The organism is Nocardioides maradonensis, assembly GCF_054777115.1.
The window spans coordinates 252,671-271,276 of sequence record NZ_BAAHAZ010000005.1; the positions used below are offsets into that span (position 1 = coordinate 252,671).

Below are 18,606 nucleotides of genomic sequence, written 5' to 3' on the forward strand. Positions count from 1 at the left end.
CCCGGCGCTGGCGATCACTTCGCCGGCGTGCGTGTGACGTCACCGACCCGGGCGCCTGCTGCAGGATGGAGCAGTGAGCGAACCCCTGCTGCCGCACCCCATCACGGGCGAGCTGTTCGACTCGCCGGTGACGCCGGGCACCGGGTGGCCGGACGAGCCGGCCACCGAGCAGACGCCCGTGGCGAGGACCGCGGCCCAGGTACGCCGCCTCGCGCGCGGCGCCGACCTGGCCGAGCTCGACGCCAGGATCAGCGTCTGTCGCGCGTGCCCGCGACTGGTCCGGTGGCGGGAGGACGTGGCGCGGACCAAGCGGGCGTCGTACGCCGGCGAGCCCTACTGGGGACGTCCCGTCCCCGGCCTCGGCCCGGCCAGCGCCGGCATCCTGGTCGTCGGCCTCGCCCCGGCTGCGAACGGCGCCAACCGCACCGGCCGGCTGTTCACCGGGGACCGCAGCGGCGACTGGCTGTTCGCGTCGCTCCACCGCGTGGGGCTGGCGACGCAGGGCACCAGCGCGCACGCCGGCGACGGCCTCGAGCTGATCAACACCCGGATGGTCGCCACCGTGCGGTGCGCGCCGCCCCAGAACGCGCCGACCACCACCGAGCGCGACACGTGCTCACCGTGGATCGAGGCGGAGCTCCGCCTTCTCGCCGACCACGTCCGCGTGGTCGTGGCGCTCGGCGGCTACGGCTGGGACGCCACGCTGCGTGCGTACGCCGCTCTCGGCTGGCAGGTCGCCCGCCCGAAGCCGCGCTTCGGCCACGGCGCCGAGGCCACGCTCACCGGCGACGGACGATCGGTGACCCTCCTCGGCTGCTACCACCCCAGCCAGCAGAACACCTTCACCGGCCGCCTCACCGAGCCGATGCTCGACGCCGTGCTCCACCGCGCCGCCGTGCTGGGCGCGGGGTCCGACGCCGACACCTCTCAGTAGTACCAGGGGATCGCGTTCCCGCTTGACGCTCGAAGTCAGCGATTGACGTCGATGTCCGTCTGACCTGCGGAAACGTTTCACTCGATGACGAGCCCTGACGGCCGGTGATGATCCTGCTGTGCACAGTTTGTGCGCAGTAGCGAGGCTGCCGCGGGTGACGGCTACTCGATTCCGGTTGCACTGGACTCGTCGTCGTGCGGTCGGGGAAGCAGTAGCGTGAACCTGGTTGTGGGCGCTGAGGCGTAGATGAGGCGGCCACCCAGATCGGTGGCAAGGGACCGCGCAAGGGGAAGGCCAAGGTTGGCTCCCTCGGGTGGGGGCCATGTGGTCACCCCTGTTCCTTCGTCGGTGACATCGATGGCGATGGTGCCGCCAGCGGGACGTGCGACCAGGCTGACGACTCCGCTTCCGTGGCGGTAGGCGTTGTCGAGGAGCACCTGCAAGATCTGCCGCAGGGCGGCCGGCGATGCGGCGGCTCGGAGCACAGGATCAGCGCGGACCCGGATAGGCCGGTCGTGGGCGGCGAGCGGACCGCGCCACTGGTCAGCGAGTGCGTCGAGAACCGGCCCGGCCGACACCCCCGCGGTGCTGTGGGGCGAGCGGGCGATCGCGAGCACATCGTCCACGGTCTCGGAGAGGTGCTCGGCCATCGACAGCCCCCGCTCTGCCGCCGGCGCCAAGTCATCCGGTGTGCCCTGGAGGCCTGTCTCGAGCTCGAGGATCAGTCGCGTCAACGGCGTACGCAGCTGGTGGGAAGCGTGGGCGGCGAAGTTCCGCTCCCGTTCCAGGTGGGCACCGAGCTGATCGGCGGCCGTGGCGAGAGCAGCTGCGGTCTTGTCGATCTCGGGTACGCCGGAGCGCGGAGCTCGGGCGGCGAAGTCGCCGTCGCCGAGCGCTGCTGCCGCGGAGGCCAACCGAGCCATCGGCCGCGCCAGGCGACGTGCTTGCCAGAACGCGAAGCCTCCGGCGAGCGCGAGCGCGACAGCGGCCAGGCTGGCGAGCCCCAGCAGGCGCCGGGTGATGCTCGCGCGCACCGTCGATGTCGAGGACGAGGCCACCACAACGGCGTACACCTTCTCGTTGCTGCTCACCGGGATCGCGACGACCATCGTCCCGGGGTTGTCGGCGTCGGTCGCCGCGTGAGCATGGGCTGCCCGGACCGCGGCTTCCGAGCTGCCCGGTCCGTCACCTTGGATGAGCGTGCCGTTCGGTTCATATATGGCGATCGTGACTCCCGACGGGGCGGGCGGGAGCTCAGCCGGATCGCCGTGTTGCAGGGTCGGAGCGAGCGCGGTCGCAGCCCGCAGCGCCGAGCGCTCGAGCAGGCTGCGTTGCGTGTTGTTCGCGTCGTGCACGGTGGCGATCGTGAGCGGTACGCCGAACAGGACGGCGGCGACCACGAGCGTCGAGATGGCCACGAGCGAAATCCGCCGACTCATGACGACAGCCTCCCACCAGCAGGCGCGCCAATGATCGGCGCGAGCGCGGTATTGCCGAACGCTAACCTCACGCTGGCCTGCCGCTGACGGCCTTCGACCTAGCGTCGGTGCCATGTCCTCAACGCCTGTTCGCGTCATCCTCGGCCTGTCCCTCGCAGGGGTCCTCACCGCCGCTCTTGCGGCCTGTGGCTCGGGGAACTCGTCACCGGGCGGGCAGACGGCACCCCCGCCGGCGACCACTCCTGCGTCGACTGCGACCGGTTCGGGCGCACCGGACACCTCTCCGGCGCCGACGACCTCCAACCCCGCACCGGCCACGCACCCCACCGAGTTCAACCCTCCGGGCGACATCCCCGACAACGCGGTCTTCGTCGACCACGTCGTGGCAGGCACTCGGGTCCACTTCAGCGTGCCCGAAGGATGGGCGCAGTCCACCCATGGTGGTGTCGCTTCGTTCACCGACCACTTCAACAGCATCGCGATACAGGTCCTCTCGGCTGCCCAGGCCCCGACCCCTGCCTCGGCAAGGAGTACAGACGTTCCGCAGTTGCGTGGCAGCCAGCCGCAGTTCCAGCTCACCGATGTCGACACCGTCACCCGCAAGGGCGCCGGGACGGCGGTACGGATCCGCTACCTGATCGACTCCAAGCCCGACCCGGTCACGGACAAGGTCGTCCGTGATGCGGTCGAGCGCTACGAGTTCTGGCGCCGGGGACAGGAAGCGGTACTGACCCTCACCGGTCCGCAGAACGCGGACAACGTGGACCCGTGGCAGATCGTCAGCGACTCGGTGGCCTGGAAGTGACCACCACGCACCCTTCCGCGACCACCACCATGACTGCCGCGGCGACTGGGGCTGCAACCGCCGACCGGTCGCCGGTCCTGGAGGCCAAGAACCTGTACCGGTTCTACCGGGCCGAGGAGGAGGAGACGCTCGCGCTTCAAGGGGTGACCCTGGAGATCCATGCTGGGGAACTGGTGGCGATCTCGGGACCGTCAGGCTCGGGAAAGTCGACCTTGCTGGGTTGCCTCGCAGGAACCGACGAGCCCTCAGGTGGGACCGTCTGGATCGCCGGAGAACGGATCAGCGGCCGTTCCGAGGCCGCGCGCGCGTCGCTGCGCGCCCGTTCGATCGGCACCATGTCTCAGTCAGGCGATCTCTTCGACCACCTCACCATGCTCGGCAACATCCGCCTCGCGCAGAGCCTGGTCCGCGGCAAGAGCCCCGACGCATCGGCGCTCCTTGCGCAGCTGGGTCTGGAACGCCGTACACACGCCTACCCCGACCAGCTCTCCGGGGGAGAGCGGGCACGCGCCGCCCTTGCCGTGGCGATGGCGAACAAGCCTCGGGTGCTGCTCGCCGACGAACCGACAGGGGAACTTGATCAGGCCACCGAAGAACGTCTCCTTCGCCTGCTGCGCGGGCAGGCCGACGCCGGATGCGCCGTCCTGGTCGCGTCGCACAGTGCGGCGGTCGCCGCTACAGCGGACCGCAACCTCCGACTGTCAGAAGGTCGACTCGCATGACCACGTCCGCCGTTGCCCCACCGACAGCTCCGCTGGTCTCCTGCGACCGGGTCGGACGCACCTACGGACGCGGAGAACGTGCCGTCGTCGCCCTCCACGCGGTCACCTGTGGCGTGACGCCCGGAAGCAGGGTCGCCCTCACCGGGCCGTCCGGCTCGGGCAAGTCGACCCTCCTGCAACTGATGGCGGGACTCGACCACGCCACGTCCGGCGTGCTCGACTGGCCGGCATGGGGAACGAGCCCGTTCGGCCACCCCGAGCGGGCCGGCCTCGTGTTCCAAGAACCCAGCCTGATCCCATCGCTGACCGCGCTGGAGAACGCGGCGTTCCCACTCCTGATCCGCGGCGAGGCCCCTGGACCTGCGCTCGAACAGGCCGCGGCAGCGCTGCGGCTGCTCGGGCTGTCTCCGGTCGAGCAGCACACACCCGACGAGCTCTCCGGCGGGCAGGCCCAACGTGTCGCCGTGGCTCGGGTGATCACCTCGCACCCGGCCTTGATCCTGGCCGACGAACCGACCGGGAAGCTCGACCGCCACAACGGGTCTCTCGTCGTCGAGCAGCTCGTGGCCGCGGCCGAGCACGTGGCGGCGGGACTGGTCATCGCTACCCACGACCCCGCGATCGCGGCGATCCTGGACGAGCAGTGGACCCTCCGCGACGGTGAGATGGTCGCATGATCGCCCGGTGGCTCACCGGCCTCATCCGGCGCCGGCCGGCTCGCCTCGCTGCGACCAGCGTCGGCATCGCCATCGCGGTCGCGCTCCTGGCTGGCCTCGGAGGGTTCCTCGTCGACTCCGAGCAGACCATGACGGCCCGCGCGGCAGCCGGCGTCGCCGTCGACTGGCAGGTGCAGGTCAACCCCGGCGGCGCCCCGACCGCCGTCGCTGCGCAGCTCAAGACCGATCCCCGCAACAGCTCCGCCCTCCCTGTCACCTTCGGGGACGCTGCCGGACTCCGTGCGACGACCGGCGGCACCCGACAGCAGACCGGAGCCGGCAAGGTCCTCGGTCTACCGCCCGGCTACAACGCCACTTTCCCCGGCGAGATGCGGCTGCTCGTCGGCTCCATCGACGGCCCCTTGCTGGCCCAGCAGACCGCGGCCAATCTCCACGCCGCCCCCGGCGACACGGTCACGATCGACGTGGCCGGAGGCAAGCACTACCGGTTCACCGTGTCCGGCGTCGTCGAGCTCCCACAGGCAGACTCTCTGTTCCAACAGGTCGGCTCGGCCGCCCAACCGGTCGCACCGCCGGACAACGTCGTCCTGCTCCCGGACCGACAGTTCGCCCAGGCCTATGCCGGTCAACCCACCGTGACCCAGCTGCATGTGGCACGCAACCACGCAGCGCTCCCGCACTCACCGAGCGCCGCCTACGCCGACGACCTGGGAGCCGCCAACAACCTCTCGGCCCGCACCGCCGGAGCGGCGACGGTCGGCAGCAACCTCGGCGCCGCGCTCGGCGCTGCACGCGAGGACGCCGCCTACGCGCGGATCCTCTTCCTGTTCCTCGCCGTGCCCGGCGCCCTGCTGGCTGCAGGCCTGACCGGGTCCGTGGTCGAGGCCGGCGCCGCACGCCGCCGTACCGAACAAGCCGCACTGCGGGCCCGCGGTGCCTCGACCGGCAAGATCATCGCCCTGAGCCTGACCGAATCACTGTTCGCCGGCGTCGTCGGAAGCGCGGTCGGACTGCTGATCGCATGGGCGACCGGATCCCGGCCGACCTTGTTCTGGGACACGCTTGCCGCCGCGGTCGGGCTCGGCGTGGCCTGCGGTGTCGTCGCGCGACCCGCGATCCGTGACGCCCGGGCACTGTCCGCGCGCCCCGACGGTTCGCGACGGAACCGTCCAGCCTGGCTCGGCTTCGGCCTCGACGTCCTGCTGATTGCCGCCGGCATCGGCGTCTACCTCCTCGCCGGCCAGAACAAGTACACGCTCGTGCTGGCTCCCGAAGGGGTGCCCACCGTGACAGCCAGCTACTGGGCCTTCCTCGGCCCCATGCTCGCCTGGCTCGGTCTGGGCATGCTGTGCTGGCGCCTGGCCGACGCGATGCTGCTCCACGGACGCCGACTCCTGACGCACCTCACCCGGCCCGCGCTCGGGGCCCTGGCACCGGCCGCCGTATCGATGCTCACCCACCGGCGCGGCACGATCGCCCGAGCAACCGTGCTGCTCGCGCTCGCCCTCGCCTACGCGGTCTCGTCCTCGACGTTCAACGCCACCTACCGCCAGCAGGCCGAGGTCGACGCTCAACTGACCAACGGTGCCGACATCACGGTCAACACCTCACCCGGTGCGCACGTTCCGCCGAGTTACGCCGCGACGCTCGCCACGGTCCCTGGCGTACAGCACGTCCAACCGATGCTGCACCGCTACGCCTACGTCGGCGCCGACCTCCAAGACATGTACGGCATCGACCCGGCTGCCCTGCCCAGCGCCACCCACCTGCAGGACTCCTACTTCCAGGGGATCACCGCCACCGAAGCGATGGACCTGCTGCGCACCCACCCCGACGGGGCACTCGTCAGCGCAGAGACGGTCAACGACTACCAGCTCAACCCCGGCGACCTGCTCCGGCTGCGGATCCAGGACGCCACCACTCACCAGTACCGCGAAGTGCCGTTCCACTTCATCGGCGTCGTCAACGAGTTCCCGACCGCCCCCAAAGACAGCTTCATCCTCACCAACACCAGCTACCTGGCTCAGCAGAGCCACTCCGATGCCGTCGGCAGCTTCCTGATCGACACCGGCGGCCAGTCGATCGCTCCGACCGCCAACCGGATCAGTCAGGCCGTCGGCACGAACGGCGAGGTCATCACCCTCCTCGACGCACGCGCCCTGGTCGGGTCCAGCCTGACCTCGGTCGACCTCGGCCGGCTCACCCGACTGGAACTGACCTTCGCCCTGATCATCGCCGCTCTCTCCGGCGGCCTCGTCCTCGGCCTGGGCCTGGCCGAACGTCGCCGCGGGCTGGCCGTCGCCACCGCACTCGGGGCGAGCCCCCGCCAGATCAGGCGGCTCTTCGGCGCAGAACCCTGCTTCGTGTTCCTGATCGGCGCCGTCGGCGGCCTGCTGAGCGGCGCCGTCATCTCCGAACTCACCGTCAAGGTCCTCACCGGAGTCTTCGACCCGCCACCGACATCGCTCGCCGTCCCATGGACCTACCTCATCGGCGTCCTCGTCGGTGCCGCTGCCACGGTCTGGGCAGCCACGCTGGTCATCGTCAACCGGGCCCGCACCCGCGCTCGCGACCTGCTACGCGCCCTAGGCTAGGGATCGTGGCACGGCTGCTGGTGGTCGAGGACGAACAGCGCATCGGGGAACTGCTCACCTCGGCGCTCACTGCCAACGGCCATGACGTACGACATGCGACAACCGGCGAGGGCGCGCTCAAGGCCGCCGCCTCCGGCCACATCGACCTCGCGCTGCTCGACCTCGGCCTGCCCGACCTCGACGGCATCGACGTGTGCCGCGAGCTACGGCGCAGCCACCCCGACTGCGTCATCGTCGTGCTGACTGCCCGCAAGGACGAGATGGACGTCGTCGAAGGACTCGAATCCGGAGCCGACGACTACCTCACCAAACCGTTCCGGCTCACCGAGCTCCTCGCCCGCGTCCGAGCCCACCTACGCCGCGCCAACATCGCCGGCGTACGCGAGACCTACCAGTACGGCGACCTCACCATCGACACCGCTGCCCGGCGGGCCCTCGTCCGCGGGCAGGAGATCGCGCTGCGACCCAAAGAGTTCGACCTCCTCGCCCGACTCGCGCTCGAACCCGATCGCGCGGTCAGTCGAGAAGCACTGATCAGCGACGTGTGGGACACCAACTGGTACGGCTCCACCAAGACCCTCGACGTCCACATCGCAGCACTCCGCCGTCGTCTCGCCGACACTGCTGAAGCCGAGCGCGGGCAACCACAACTACCCGCGATCATTACCGTGCGGGGGCACGGATACCGGCTCGACATGAGTTCAAGCACGACCTGATACCAATCGCGCCGTCCCGAATCAGGGAACGCGCGCAGCGGCCGGTCCTGGGAACCATTCGGCCCCGTCGTCCTCAGGAGTCTGAATGTCCGCGACGTTCACCACCCTTGCCGGGCATCGCAGTGATGGCGGCGGCGGTCTTGTCCGGCATCACTGCGGCGCGGGGAGTCCGTGCACACCACGGCATCCGGGGGGCTGTGCACAGTAGATGCCGTGCGACGAGACGAATTGCCGCCCTGACCTGCGGAAACGCTGAAGTCTCAGCAATACCAGGGGACCTGTGCACGCTTGACGCCAGCAACCGTCGAGTGCGGTCGATGTGCATGTGACCTGCGGAAACGGCTCGATCATTGACGATGGCCGGCGGCTGGTGATGATCACGCTGTGCGCAGTATGTGCACAGCAGCGCTCACCGCGGCGACGTCTGCGGCAGCATGCGGCGGACGAGCACGGTACACGCGACAAGGCCTGCGATCACCCAGAGGAAGCTGCGGTGCCCCGCGTCGCCGGCATCGCCGGTCGGGCGGGTCCGTACGTCCTTCTTGCGCTGCGGCGCCGTCGGCGCCAACTCGACCGACATCAGCTCAGCGCGAGCGGACGGTGCGATCCGGAGGCTCAGCTCGACGCCGACGAGGCAGAGCGCCGCGAGTACGAGGAACGCGATCGTCGGGTGCGCCAGCATGGCCTCGGCCAGGGTGGCGAGGATCGTTCCGCCGAGGTTGGCCACCAGCGTCAAGAAGCCGATGGCGGTCGCCGCAAGCTCGGGGCCCACGATGAGCTCGGACCAGTCGTAGATCAGGGGCAGTCCGGCCATGAGGAAGAACCCGAGTCCCGTCGCGCAGATCACGAGCATCGGGACGGCATGGAAGATCGCCAGCCCGACCAGGCAGATCCCAGATATGGCGAAGATCCAGGCGGCGGTCTCCCGCCGCCGACTCGTGCTCTGGGCGACGCTGGGCAGGATCGCTGCACCGGCGATGCCGGCGAGCGTGATGACGATGACCAGCGCCTGCCCCAGGTTCGGGTGACCGGCGTTTCCTTCGAGGGTGTCGAGCCAGGTGACCAGCACCGTGAACAGACCAAAACCGAGGAACATGCCACCTCCGAGCAGGCCGAGCGTCCCCCGGTTGGGCAGTGAGCTGAAGCGGATCCTGCCCACCGGTTCGCTCACCTCGCGTGGCGCGACCTTGACCGTGACGAGCACGCCGACGCAGGCGAGGAGCGCGAGGCCGCTCTGCACCCTGACGAGCATGGCCAGGCCACCCCGGTCCAGCAGGAGTCCGCCACCCGCCGCCGCGACCAGGATGCCGAAGAACACGCAGGCGCTGAGGAAGGAGACGCCCGCGGTCCTCCTGGACGGCGCGGTGTTGCGCACGGCGAACTTGGTCATGCCGTTGATCGCGAAGGGCTGCCCGATCGCCACGAGCACCTGGCCGGCCAACGCCACGTCGTACGACGTGACCGCCACAGCACGCGTCATCGCTCCCGCGGCGGTGAAGACCGCGCCGACCGCCAGGGCGCGTGGGAAGTCCTTGTCGAGCAGACGTCCCGACCACGAGGCGAGCACCACGCAGGCGATGGGTACGACGATCGCCAGGTTCCCCACGCTCGCCTCGGAGACACCCAGCGAGCCGTGGACCCGTGACGCCACCGGTGCATAGGTGAGGAACAGCATCTGGGAGCTGCCCAGGAGGGCGCCGTACGCGAGGTAGGCGGCGGCTCGGGACTGTCCCAGGCGGTCGGTCACGCCGCCCGCTGCGGCAAGGATGGACGATCTCATGGCGGCTGCTTTCAGGTGGTGGACAAGGTCACGTCAGGGCTGAGATGACTTCGCTGGCGGCCCGCTCGCCGGCGATCACGGCACCCTCCATGTACGACGGGTGGTCCGCGAGCGAGGTATCCGACCCCGCCCAGTGCAGCCGCCCGTCGGGAGTCGTGGGTGCGTCGGTGTAGGTCGTGAGCACGCCGGGGGCGTTCATGTTGACGCAGCCGTGGATCCACTGCTCGTTGGTCCACAGCTTCTCGGCGTACCGGCCCTGCTGGAAGCGGGCGTCTCCGAAGACGACTGCCAGGTCCTCCCCCAGTCGCTGCGCCCGCACGGAGCGGTCGTTGACCACGTCGTCGGTCCAGTGCAGATACGGGTTCGCCACCGGGGCGTTGGCGATCATGAAGGTGACGAGCACCCCCTTGCTGCCATCGGGCGGGGAGTTGTCGGAGACGACCGGGGTCATCATCCGGTCGCTGATCACCAGTCCGCTCAGCGGCGGCCCCCCGTTCAGACCCTCGCGCCAGAACGGGGTGTCGTACTCCATGAAGAGCTTGCTCATCGTGCCGCTGCCGCCGTTGTGCTGCGCGCCCGTGACGCGGGAGGGCAGATCCGGGGTGTACACAATGCGGCTGGCCTCGGTAGGAGACATCGCCACGACGACCTGGCGGCAGTGGACGGTGGCGCGGCCGGAGACCACGGTGACCTCGTCGGTGCCCCACTGCCGCACCTCGGACACCGGCGACCCGAGGACCAACGCACCCTTCGGGAGACCCGCGGCCAGTCGCTGGGAGATCAGCCACGAGCCGCCGACGACACGCGAGTCCTGGGCGCCTCCCTTCACCGTGATGGGCTCCTCGAAGCCGCCTGCCGTGTTGAAGAAGTTGAGCATGTAGAGGAGCGACACAGCGTGCGGGTCCTTGCAGACGACGAGGGTGTACGCGAGGCCGACGAGCCAGCGCGCTTCCTCGTCGAGCATGTTCTGGTCGAGCCAGTCGCCGAAGGTCGTGTGGTCCCAGGTCTTCGCGAGCAGGGCCTGCCACGGCGTGCCCGCCGGCACGGTCGCCGCCATCGCGGTCAGCTTCGCCTCTGCTTGGGCGAAGTCAGCGAGTCCGAGCGGTGACTGCATCGGGGGGAGCGTGCCGGTGAACAGGGCACGTTGGCCCTTCCGGTAGTAGATGGCCTGTCCCTCGTCGTATGTCGGGAACGTGCTCAGACCGAGCTCCTTGATGAGCGCGAGGACGTGATCCTGGCTCGGGGCGATCCACTCCCCACCGCCCTCGGTCGTGACTCCGCTGCCCAGATCGAGCTCGTAGGTGCGGCCACCCACCCTGTTGTTGGCCTCCAGCACCACCACCGACTTGCCCGCCTGAACCAGTCGGCGGGCTGCCGTCAGGCCGGAGATGCCAGCTCCGATCACGACGACGTCCGCGGTGCGCTCCACCGCAGCCGTTGCGCCGAGCGCCGGCTCGGCACCGAGGAACAAGCTCGCTGCGGCACCGGCTGCGCCGGCCGTCAGCAGGTTGCGCCGTGTGGCCTCGACGACGGACGGCCTCAGGTTCGTGTCACCGCGTGCCATCACACGATCTCCACGATCTCCGCGCGCGGGATGCCCACGGCCTCCAGCGCCTGGTAGTACTTGGCGGGATCGATCCAGTCCTCCGGAGCGAAGGCCCCGACGCGGGTGCCGGCGTCCTGCAGCGCGAGAAGGGCCATCGCCGCGCACGGCGTACCCGTCGCCTCGCCCATGCTGCTGAACGCCCGGTCGTGCGCCAACCGGGTGCGGCGCGTCGACCTGGCCGGCCTGCCGTCCTTGGTCCCGTACGCCGTGGCAAGGATGCCGCCCTTGAAGTCGTCCTGCCTACCCAGGGCCTCGCGCGTGACGTAGCGCGCCAGTACCGCGGCGCGGGTCTCGCCCCGGCGAACCTGGCCGAGCGTTCCGCCGCCGGCGAAGAGCCAGCCGCGCATCGGACGTCCGATGCCACCGGTGGCGACGTCGTAGGCGAAGTCGACGGCGTCCTTCTGGCTCATCTTGCCGGCTTCGATCGCGCGGGCGAGTCCGCGGAACATGCCGTTGAGAGGGGCGGGGTCGAGGCCCCCGAAGCACCTGATCCGGCGCGCCTCGGGGAAGCGCCGCGGCAGCGTGACCGGCTCGGGATGAGCGGTCTCGTAGAGCAACAGCTCGGGTTCGTCGGCGAGGATGGGGAATCGCCCGGTCTGGACGAAGCTCTCCCGGGTGACGCGTCGTCCGTCGTCCCAGGTCAGGCAGTCACCACCAGAGATGTGGAGCATGTGCTCCAGGACGGCGCGCCCGACGACCGGCCGCTCCTCACCGATCAGCCAGCACACATCGATGCCCTCGACGACGTCGAGGTCGCGCGCGGCGTCGACGGCGAGGATGTTCGAGTGGCCCGGCGAGGTGCCGCACCCGACGTAAATGGGGATGCCTGCGGCCTTCGCCTTCGCGTCCAGCGTCAACGCGTGTTCGGTGCTCTCCACGTCGTCGTCCATGTCGAGGTAGGGCACCTTCAGCTCCAGGCACGCCTCGATCACGGGGCCGAACGTGCGCAGGTACGGGCCTGCACCCAGCACCACGAGATCGGCGCCCGCGATGGTACGACGCAAGTCGGCGGCGTCGTACAGGTCGAGGCGCTGGGTGGAGGCCATGCCACGCGGGAGCTTGGCGACCAGCGGGTCGAGGAGCTCGGGGCGGATGTCGGTCAGGAGCAGCTCCCAGGCGCCGGGGGCCTTGGCGAACCGCTCGATGGCGATGCGGCACATCTCTCCGGCGGCCCCGACGAACACGATGCGAGCAGAAGTGGTCATGCGGGCGACCTTAGATCGAAGATTACGCTGCGTCAATGACGTAGTGTAAGTAATTGCTCGCCCGGCGTACTCCCGCCCCTCCACCGAAAGGAACACCCATGACACGCACCACCGAGGTGGCCATCATCGGAGCCGGGATCTCCGGCTTGACCACGGCTCACCGGCTGACCCAACGCGGCCACGAGGTGGTTGTGCTGGAGGCGTCCGACCGGGTCGGCGGACGCACGATCAACCTCGATGTCGGCGGCGGCGTCATCACCGAAGGCGGAGGACAGTGGATCGGCCCGTTGCACACCCGGCTCCTCTCCCTGATCGACGAGCTCGGGCTGACGACGTTCAAGACCTTCACCGACGGGCGCACGATCTACCTGCGCCACGGCAACCGGCGCACCTACGAGGGGACGATCCCTCCGATGTCACCGCGGGCGTTGGCGGACTTCGCCCAAGCCCAGCTGCGCCTGGGCTGGATGGCGCGCAGCGTTCCCGCTGCCGCACCCTGGGCGGCGCGCAGGGCCGAGCGCTGGGATGCCATCACCCTCGGCAGCTGGCTCGACCGCAACGTCCGCACCGCAGAGGCTCGCAAGGTATTCCTGCTCGGGTTCGCCCTGATCTTCGCCGAGTCCGCGCACCAGATCTCGCTGTTGAAGGCCCTGCATCAGATCACGACCTCCGGCGGGATCGACTTCATGATGAACGTCGCCGACGGCGCCCAGGACATGCGGGTCGTCGGCGGCACGGCAAAGATCGCCCACACCTTGGCCGACAGGCTCGGAGACCGGGTCGTCCTCGATACCCCCGTCGACTCCATCGATCAAGATGGCGACGTCGTCACCGTGCGTACGGCGCACGACACCATCCACTGCCAGCGAGTCATCGTCGCGATGACACCCGCGGACGCCCAGCGCATCGCGTTCAGGCCCGAGCTCCCGATGCGTCGCGCGCAGCTCCAGCGCCTGTGGCGCAACGGCCGCGAGCGCAAGGTCTTCGCCGTGTACGACCGCCCGTTCTGGCGCGAGGAGGGCCTCAACGGCTCGGCCCTGACCGATCTTCCGGTCGCGCACTTCGTCGCCGACAACTCCCCGCCCGACGGGAGCGTAGGGATCCTGGTGAGCTTCGTCGGCATCGCCGAGAACGGCCCGGGCCCCACCTGGAGCAGGAGTGTCATCGACGACGCCGAAGCCCGACAGCAGGCCTTCGTCAGCGATCTCGTCACCCTGTTCGGGCCCCGCGCCCGCGACATCGACCGGTACGTGGAGCAGTCATGGGTCGACGAGCCCTGGATCGCCGGCGTGGCCGGGATCCGTGCGCCCGGCGTCATCACGACCTGCACCGACGCAGGCGTCACTCCGGTCGGCCGCATCCATTGGGCCGGCGCCGAGTCGTCGGTCGAGTTCGAGTCCTACCTCGAAGGAGCCGTCCGCGCCGCAGAGCGCGCGGCCGAGGAGGTCGACCGAGCACTCCGACTGAGCTGACCCGGGGCCCGGGTCGGCGACGTCGTCACTCCATCGACGTCTCCGCCGTCTCGGGCACCACTCCGTACAGCGTTGCCGACCAGATCTGGAACAGAACATCGGCGACACGATCGGGGTCCGTGACCGGCTCCGCGGTGAGCGCTCGGGTCATGTAGCGCTCGTCCATGCTGACCAGCGCGCGCGCCGTCTCCTCTGCATCCAGGTCAGCGCGGATGCGCCCCTCGGCCTGTTCGGCCACGATCCGCTTGTAGCTGGTTTCGACGAAGCCGTCGACGACTGCGGTGTAGGCAGCCTCCACCGCGGCGTCGCTCGCCGCGGCGTCGGCGAGCGCCCGGAGCACGTGCCCGTGCCGCACGAAGACGTCCACCATGCCGCGGATCGCCTCCCGGCTCGCGGCGGAGAAGTGATCGGACGCGAGCCACTGCTCGTTCAGCGCCGCGACCTCCTGGGCGACGTCCTCCACGACCCGCAGCGTCAGGTCGTGGCGATCGCGGAAGTGGACGTAGAACGCCGGACGCTTCAACCCGGTGCGACTCATGACCGCCTCGACGGTCAGCTCGCGGAACGCGTGGTCGCGCAAGAAGTCCTCTGCCGCGTCCAGGATCTCGCGGGCGGACTCCTGTGGATCGTGCTTGGGACGCCTTGCCATGTGCTGGAGCCTAGCCCACCCCGAGGTTCACTGACACTTCGTCATTGACACTTCGTAAGTTTGGCCCGTACGGTGCCGCCATGGCCCAGGATCCCGTCATCGCCGCCGAGGGCACGCCGGGAACCGCCCCCACCACGACCCGCACCACGACTGGAGCCCACTCATGAAGAACGTGCTCTTCCTCCTCGCGGACGCCTGGATGATCTACGCGGGCTTCCGCTACGGGTGGCGGTTCATCCGCCGCTATAACAACTACCTGCTCGGCCTGGAGTGGATCGTCGTCGCCACCTCAGGCACGAACTTCCTGCTGTGGGCCCTCCTCGGCGGGGACACGCACAGCCCGATGTACTCCATCGCCTACTTCTTCGACGCCTTCTCCCGGTCGGTGGGCGTGACGCTGATCGTCGTCCTCGGACTGATGCGGGTAACGCACGGGTACAAGCCGTCGGTGGCGGTCGACGTGGGCGCCTTCGCCCTGGCGGCCGTCTCTGGCCTGTACCTCCAGCAGTTCCACTCCTCATTCCACGTCGGCCCGGCAACGTTCTTCCTGGCGGTCAACGTCCTCACCACGATCTTCCTGGCCTACTTCACCGGCCGGGTCTGGCAGGCCGGCGCGCGCAGGGAAGCCGTCGCCACTGCGGGCGTCGTCCTCGCTGGCCTCGCGATCGCTCTCATGTATGACTTCTTCCCCATCCCGGGCGACGACGCGAACCGCACGATCTTCTACATCCTCGCTCTCGCCACCTGGGGCACGCAGATGTACGTGACCTACTACGCCTACCGCGCGCTCGACGCGTCGGGTACGACAGCGTCCACGGAAGCCAGCGGCCACGCCATCCGTACCGCGCGGCCCTGAGACCACGCCAGCAACACCCCGCGACCGACGACCGCTCGCACGAGAAGGAACTCATGCCCCACCGACGTACCTCCACACTCCCCGACCACGTCGACGCCCTGGTGGTCGGCGCCGGGATCGCCGGCATCAGCGCCGCACACCACCTCGCCTCCCTGCCCTCGACGACCTTCGCGGTCCTCGAGGCACGCGAGGAGCTCGGGGGCACCTGGAGCTTCTTCCGCTACCCCGGACTGCGGTCCGACTCCGACATGGCGACCTACGGCTACGGCTTCCAGCCGTGGACCAGTCCGCTCGCCATCGCGCAGGCGCCCGACATCCTCGACTACCTGCGCAAGACCGTCACCGACGAGGGCCTCGACCGGCACATCCGGTTCGGCCACAAGGTGAGCGCGGCGAGCTTCGACAGCTCCACCGGACTTTGGACCGTCGATGTCGTCCACGACGACACCGAGACACGGGTGACCGCCCGGTTCCTGTTCCTCGGCGCGGGCTACTACGACTATGACACCGCCTTCACCCCCGACTTCGACGGAGTAGAGGACTTCCGTGGAATCGTTGTCCACCCGCAGTTCTGGCCCGCAGACCTCGAGTACGCCGGCAAGCGGGTCGTGGTCATCGGCAGCGGGGCCACCGCCATCACCCTCATCCCCTCCATGGCCCCGTCGACCGAGCACATCACCATGCTGCAGCGCTCGCCGAGCTACGTCCTGTCGATACCCGCGACCGACCCGCTCGCGCGCGTGCTCGGCAAGGTCCTCGGGCCGCGCCGCGCACACGGCTACGTCCGCCGCAAGAACATCTGGATGAACCGATCGCTCTACAAGTGGAGCAAGCGCGCCCCGAAGCTCGTACGCCGGTTCCTGCTCATACAGACACGGCTCCAGCTGCCCCGCGGATTCGACGTCGCGACCCACTTCGCCCCTTCCTACAACCCGTGGGAGCAGCGCCTCTGCGTGGTGCCGGACGGTGACCTGTTCAAGGCCATCTCCGCGGGCGACGCCTCCGTGGTCACTGACCACGTCGAACGCTTCACCCCGACCGGAATCCGGCTCCGCTCGGGCCGGCACCTCGATGCCGACATCATCGTGACGGCGACCGGTCTCAACATGTTGCCCTTCGGCGGCATCCCGATCCGCGTCGACGGGGAGGCTGCCGACCTCAGCCAGCGGTTCGCCTTCAAGTCGATGATGGTGTCCGGTATCCCCAATCTCGCCTACGCCATCGGCTACAGCAACATCTCGGCCACCCTCAAGTTCGACCTGGTCGCCGAGCACTTCAGCCGCCTGATCCGGTTCATGGACACACACGGGTACGACACCGTGACGCCGACCCCCACGAACCCGCGGATGAGCCGGCGCCCGATCCTCGAGCTCTCCTCCGGCTACGTGCAGCGGCGCATCGACGCGTTCCCCCATGCCGGCGACGAAGAACCCTGGACGGTCGAGCAGGCCTACGAGAAGGACGTCGAGCGCCTGCGCACCGCCCCGGTCGACGATCCGCAGCTGCTCTTCAGCCGGGTGCCGGCACCGTCCGCGGTCCGGGAACAGCGTCTGCCGTGCTGAACCTGGCCATCCTGCTCGAAGACTCCGCTCGCCGGTATCCGGGCCGCGACGCCGTCGTCCACGGCGAGACCCGGATGACGTACGCCGAGGTCGACTCGGCCGCGAACCGGGTCGCCAACCTGCTCGTGTCGCGCGGCATCCGACCAGGCGATCGGGTCGCACTGAGCTGCCCGAACCTGCCGTGGTTCCCCGTCGTCTACTACGGCATCCTCAAGGCTGGCGCGGTCGTCGTACCGCTCAACGTGCTGTTGCGGGCCCGCGAGATCGCCTACCACCTCGACGACGCCGACGTGCGTGCCTACTTCTGCTTCGAGGGCACCGACGAGCTGGCGATGGCCGCGGAGGGACACGCGGGCCTGAAGCGCACCCGGGGCGTCGAGCACTTTTTCGTCATCGCCTCCGATCCGTTGGCCCCCAGCCCGGTCGACGGCACGGAGACCGTTGCGCAGGCGCTCGCGAGGATGAGTACACGGTTCGACTCGTTGGTGCGAGAACCGGGCGACACCGCGGTCATCCTCTACACCTCCGGCACCACCGGGCAGCCGAAGGGCGCGGAGCTCACGCATGCCAACACGATGATGAACGTGACGGCCCTCAACCGGCTCTTCCGCAGCGAATCGGCCTCCGACAGCCACCTGGTGTGCCTGCCGCTGTTCCACACCTTCGGTGCCACCGTGCAGATGCACGCCGGCTTCTCGATGGCCGCGACGCTGCACCTGGTGCCGAGGTTCGACGCCCACCCCGTGATCGAGCTGATGACACGCGAGGAGGTCACGTTCTTCGCCGGCGTGCCCACGATGTGGTGGGGTCTGCTCAACGCGCTCGGCGACGGCATCGACGTGCGGCGCATCGCCGCCAACTTGCGCGTCGGCGTATCGGGCGGGGCCGCCCTGCCGTTGGAGATCCACCGCCAGATCAAGGACAGGCTCGGGGTAACGGTTCTCGAGGGATACGGACTCTCCGAGACGTCTCCGGTCTGCACCTTCAACGACCCCGCGCAGGAGCCGCGCCCGGGGTCCATCGGGGTACCCATCTGGGGCGTGCAGCTCAAGCTCATCGATCCGGAGTGGAACGAGATCACAACCGAGGACGGCGCCGGCGAGATCGCCGTCAAGGGCCACAACGTGATGAAGGCCTACTACCGGCGCCCCGACGCGACGGCGCAGGTGATGCGCGACGGCTGGTTCCGGACCGGGGACCTCGCCCGCCGCGACCGCGATGGCTTCTACTTCATCGTCGACCGCGCCAAGGACCTGATCATCCGCGGTGGTTTCAACGTCTATCCCCGTGAGGTCGAAGAGGTGCTGCTGACCCACCCGGACGTCAGCCTCGCGGCGGTCATCGGGGTGCCGCACGACAGCCATGGCGAGGAGGTCAAGGCCTTCGTCATCCCCCGCCCGGGCGCAGACCTCGTCGCCGAGGACCTGATCGCCTGGAGCAGGGAGCAGATGGCGCCGTACAAGTACCCGCGGCTCGTCACGCTCGTCGAGAGCCTGCCGACCACGGCCACCGGCAAGATCCTCAAGCGCCAGCTCGCCTGACCGCACCAGCCTCTGCCGTCCCGCGTCGCTTCAATGGTTCCTGCTTCA

General features: G+C 69.3%; 15 protein-coding genes. 10 read left to right on the plus strand and 5 right to left on the minus strand.

The window, feature by feature from the left end; genetic code table 11:
• Nucleotides 1-73: 73 nt before the first annotated feature.
• Complete coding sequence (locus tag ACYVAQ_RS07930; protein ID WP_460787977.1) at nt 74-934, plus strand: uracil-DNA glycosylase; 861 nt, start codon at nt 74-76, stop codon at nt 932-934.
• Between the two features lie 161 nt (nt 935-1,095).
• Here the strand turns inward: ACYVAQ_RS07930 and ACYVAQ_RS07935 are convergent, their stop codons facing one another.
• Entirely contained in the window at nt 1,096-2,487 is a 1,392-nt protein-coding gene (locus tag ACYVAQ_RS07935; RefSeq protein ID WP_460787981.1) for a sensor histidine kinase, read from the minus strand.
• On the opposite strand from ACYVAQ_RS07935, the gene ACYVAQ_RS07940 reads away from it, so the two are divergent.
• The 5 genes from ACYVAQ_RS07940 to ACYVAQ_RS07960 are packed head-to-tail and all read left to right on the plus strand — an operon-like array spanning nt 2,486 to nt 7,887.
• Entirely contained in the window at nt 2,486-3,178 is a 693-nt protein-coding gene (locus ACYVAQ_RS07940; protein WP_460787983.1) for a hypothetical protein, read from the plus strand. The genes ACYVAQ_RS07935 and ACYVAQ_RS07940 overlap by 2 nt on opposite strands.
• On the plus strand, nt 3,175-3,900 hold the full coding sequence (locus ACYVAQ_RS07945) for an ABC transporter ATP-binding protein (RefSeq protein ID WP_460787985.1): 726 nt from the start codon (nt 3,175-3,177) through the stop codon (nt 3,898-3,900). The genes ACYVAQ_RS07940 and ACYVAQ_RS07945 overlap by 4 nt, the downstream gene beginning before the upstream one ends.
• Complete coding sequence (locus ACYVAQ_RS07950; protein WP_460787988.1) at nt 3,897-4,577, plus strand: ABC transporter ATP-binding protein; 681 nt, start codon at nt 3,897-3,899, stop codon at nt 4,575-4,577. The genes ACYVAQ_RS07945 and ACYVAQ_RS07950 overlap by 4 nt, the downstream gene beginning before the upstream one ends.
• Nucleotides 4,574-7,171 carry an FtsX-like permease family protein gene (locus tag ACYVAQ_RS07955; protein WP_460787991.1) on the plus strand — a complete coding sequence of 866 codons (2,598 nt, stop codon included), beginning with the start codon at nt 4,574-4,576 and terminating at the stop codon, nt 7,169-7,171. Before ACYVAQ_RS07950 ends, ACYVAQ_RS07955 begins: the two co-directional genes overlap by 4 nt.
• A 5-nt stretch (nt 7,172-7,176) precedes the next feature.
• Nucleotides 7,177-7,887, plus strand: coding sequence for a response regulator transcription factor (locus ACYVAQ_RS07960; protein WP_460787994.1), 711 nt, complete (start codon nt 7,177-7,179; stop codon nt 7,885-7,887).
• Between the two features lie 409 nt (nt 7,888-8,296).
• On the opposite strand, the gene ACYVAQ_RS07965 is transcribed toward ACYVAQ_RS07960, so the two are convergent.
• Genes ACYVAQ_RS07965 through ACYVAQ_RS07975 form a run of 3 tightly spaced genes read right to left on the minus strand, consistent with a single transcriptional unit; the run spans nt 8,297 to nt 12,478 of the window.
• Nucleotides 8,297-9,667 carry an MFS transporter gene (locus tag ACYVAQ_RS07965; RefSeq protein ID WP_460787997.1) on the minus strand — a complete coding sequence of 457 codons (1,371 nt, stop codon included), beginning with the start codon at nt 9,665-9,667 and terminating at the stop codon, nt 8,297-8,299.
• Between the two features lie 28 nt (nt 9,668-9,695).
• On the minus strand, nt 9,696-11,231 hold the full coding sequence (locus tag ACYVAQ_RS07970) for a flavin monoamine oxidase family protein (RefSeq protein WP_460788001.1): 1,536 nt from the start codon (nt 11,229-11,231) through the stop codon (nt 9,696-9,698).
• Nucleotides 11,231-12,478: a saccharopine dehydrogenase family protein gene (locus tag ACYVAQ_RS07975; RefSeq protein ID WP_460788004.1), complete on the minus strand. Its 1,248-nt coding sequence runs from the start codon at nt 12,476-12,478 to the stop codon at nt 11,231-11,233. Before ACYVAQ_RS07975 ends, ACYVAQ_RS07970 begins: the two co-directional genes overlap by 1 nt.
• Before the next feature lie 98 nt (nt 12,479-12,576).
• Here ACYVAQ_RS07975 and ACYVAQ_RS07980 point away from each other — a divergent pair, with 98 nt between their 5' ends.
• Nucleotides 12,577-13,950, plus strand: a complete 1,374-nt coding sequence (locus ACYVAQ_RS07980) for a flavin monoamine oxidase family protein (RefSeq protein WP_460788006.1) — start codon at nt 12,577-12,579, stop codon at nt 13,948-13,950.
• A 25-nt stretch (nt 13,951-13,975) separates the two neighbouring features.
• Here the strand turns inward: ACYVAQ_RS07980 and ACYVAQ_RS07985 are convergent, their stop codons facing one another.
• On the minus strand, nt 13,976-14,599 hold the full coding sequence (locus ACYVAQ_RS07985; RefSeq protein ID WP_460788008.1) for a TetR/AcrR family transcriptional regulator: 624 nt from the start codon (nt 14,597-14,599) through the stop codon (nt 13,976-13,978).
• A 163-nt stretch (nt 14,600-14,762) separates the two neighbouring features.
• On the opposite strand from ACYVAQ_RS07985, the gene ACYVAQ_RS07990 reads away from it, so the two are divergent.
• Genes ACYVAQ_RS07990 through ACYVAQ_RS08000 form a run of 3 tightly spaced genes read left to right on the plus strand, consistent with a single transcriptional unit; the run spans nt 14,763 to nt 18,558 of the window.
• Complete coding sequence (locus ACYVAQ_RS07990; protein WP_460788012.1) at nt 14,763-15,455, plus strand: hypothetical protein; 693 nt, start codon at nt 14,763-14,765, stop codon at nt 15,453-15,455.
• A gap of 53 nt (nt 15,456-15,508) precedes the next feature.
• Nucleotides 15,509-17,017: a flavin-containing monooxygenase gene (locus ACYVAQ_RS07995; RefSeq protein ID WP_460788015.1), complete on the plus strand. Its 1,509-nt coding sequence runs from the start codon at nt 15,509-15,511 to the stop codon at nt 17,015-17,017.
• Nucleotides 17,011-18,558, plus strand: coding sequence for a long-chain-fatty-acid--CoA ligase (locus ACYVAQ_RS08000; RefSeq protein WP_460788018.1), 1,548 nt, complete (start codon nt 17,011-17,013; stop codon nt 18,556-18,558). The genes ACYVAQ_RS07995 and ACYVAQ_RS08000 overlap by 7 nt, the downstream gene beginning before the upstream one ends.
• Nucleotides 18,559-18,606: the final 48 nt, after the last annotated feature.